The sequence below is a fragment of the Prevotella sp. MGM1 genome (assembly GCF_002933775.1).
Lineage (GTDB): Bacteria > Bacteroidota > Bacteroidia > Bacteroidales > Bacteroidaceae > Prevotella.
In genome coordinates, this window is sequence record NZ_BEWV01000074.1 from 1 (window position 1) to 2,414 (window position 2,414).

The window sequence follows — 2,414 nt, forward strand, 5'->3', positions numbered from 1 at the left end:
TTGTTATACTCAGAAGCATATCTCACTCCCCGCTCCACATTCCCCGCTCCACGAAAAAAACGTTCTGATAACGATTTCCTCCGGCCCGGGAGTGGGCACTGTCACTCTGCCCGGATTTGATTTCCCGCCGGGCAGTCCGGCTATAAACCGTGTGCCTCGGGAGATGATACGCAATAACATCATGGCCTTATTGCACCCCGATGTCCCTCTGACGGTAACGGTTTCAGTGCCCGGCGGCGAGGAGATAGCCGCCCGCACGTTCAATCCCAGGCTCGGTATCGTCGGCGGAATATCCATTGTCGGGGTGTCGGGCATCATAAAACCGTTCTCGAAAGACAGTTTTGTCGGCTCGATACGCAAGTGCATGCAGGTGGCCGTGGCGAGCGGGGCAGAGCGTGTGGTGATAAACTCGGGAGCCAAGAGCGAGCGTTTCGTGCGGGCCATATATCCCGAACTGCCGCCGCAGGCGTTCGTGGAATATGGAAATTATATAGGCGATACCATCTCGATAGCCGCCGAACTGGGCGTGGCGAGGCTTACGCTTGGCGTAATGATAGGCAAGGCCGTGAAACTGGCTGCCGGCCGGCTCGACACCCACAGTCGCCAGGCCACGATGGACAAGGACTTTATCGCGTCCATGCTTGCCGAAGCCGGTTGTACGGCCGGTGTCATCTCGGCCGCCCGCGGCATTACGCTTGCCCGCGAGTTGTGGACGATCGTGCCGCAAGAACGCCTCGGCGACTTCTGCCGTGTGGTGATATCGCACTGCATGGACTATTGCCGCCCATTGCTCCCGGACGGCGAACTTACTGTTTTACTTATCGATGAGTCCGGCCGTTGCTTCTCCGCCTGACTGATGTTTTTTATCCGTTTGTTTTGCATAAAAGAGCTATTTTGTGGCATTCTTGCAATGTGTATCTATATATTTATCGTGAAGTGTATCGTGATGCGCCTTGACATGTAATGTCATTTGTGTTATCTTTGCATCGTCAAACAATGGGGACGCCCGACTTCCTGACGAGGATTGTTTGACGGAAGAGAATGACAAAACAAATGATTAACAACCCAAAATAGAAAAACAATGTCGGTATTTTACAGATTATATCAGAACAACAACAAGCGTAGTAGTGTTTACAAGAAATGGTATGCCCGTGCGGTGATGGTCGACACGATGTCTACCCGTGAATTGGCCGAGATAATGCAGGAGAACTGTACTGTGAAACGTTCTGATATCGAAGCTGTGCTTCGTGAGCTCGTTCCCACGATGACGCGTGCCATGCAAGACTCGAAGCGCGTGAAGATAGACGGGCTCGGCACGTTCAAGATTGAACTTAAAACGAAGCCTTCCGTATCGCCGAAGGAGTTTAGCTCGCAGAAAAACGTTTTGGGCATGCACATCAATTTCATGCCCGAGACATACAAGGACAGTGGCACCAACCGCCGTGTCACGGATCTGCTGAGACGTTGCGCCGTGGCCGAGCTCCCCAAAAACGCCGTGATAACCGACGAAGACGAGGTTGAGGCGCAACCATAAATCAGCGCCACTTATGATTTTATGAAAATACGATGTCTGCTTTTGCACACATCCGACATCCGTAACCCGCATTCCGAATATTCGGAATGCGGGTTTTTTTATATCCTTCATTTCAAATAAAGCCTGTTTTCATTGATAATTAATACATCCTTACCTTGCAGTTAATATCTCCTTATTTCGCAATTAATACATCCTTACCTTGCAGTTAACACTTCCTTGCCTTGTAGTTAATACTTCCTTACCTTGCAGTTAATACTTCTTTCCCTTGCAGTTAATATATCCTTATCTTGCAATTAATATCTCCTTATCTTGTATTTAATACGCCCTTATCTTGCAATTAATACATTTCTGCCTTATAATTAATACTCCGTTACTTTTTACGATATATTAATTACTTCGCGGTTAATTCTTTGTTACAAATGTCTTTATATTTCGTTATGAGATAACAAATATCTCATTCATCCGTTTCTCAAACTGTTTTTTTAAGGGCTTTACCTCGTTGTTCCCATTTTATCCGTAAAACTATAATTTCATGCCCGTAAAATATTACGGATTGTAATCTTAATATCTCACGTCTCGATTTTTAACTCTTGAAACGGCTATATATCAGTGGTTTCACATATTCATTTTTCAATGACAGGTTACGAATTGAAACCTAAACTTTTATATGCTGATACAGATAGATTTTGTGTCATGGAAAATGTTATATACCTTTTGTCAAGTGAATAATTTTTACTATATTTGCAAAAGATAAAATTAATCTCGGTGCTTTTGGAATTTCATATGAGGAAATATTTCCATTAATTATGCAAAATAAGATATGGCTGGGGCAAGCATACATAGTGGAGATAGAAATTTTGGGTTCCTGATACCTATGAGT

At 45.2% G+C, this 2,414-nt stretch carries 2 protein-coding genes; both read left to right on the forward strand.

Features of this window, described 5'->3' with window-relative positions; translation table 11 throughout:
* A partial coding sequence (gene cbiD, locus MoGM_RS02290; protein WP_146078622.1) for a cobalt-precorrin-5B (C(1))-methyltransferase CbiD occupies positions 1 to 853 on the forward strand: 853 nt, incomplete at its 5' end.
* Positions 854 to 1,081: 228 nt separating this feature from the next.
* Positions 1,082 to 1,534, forward strand: a complete 453-nt coding sequence (locus tag MoGM_RS02295) for an HU family DNA-binding protein (RefSeq protein WP_104368595.1) — start codon at positions 1,082 to 1,084, stop codon at positions 1,532 to 1,534.
* Positions 1,535 to 2,414 lie beyond the last annotated feature (880 nt).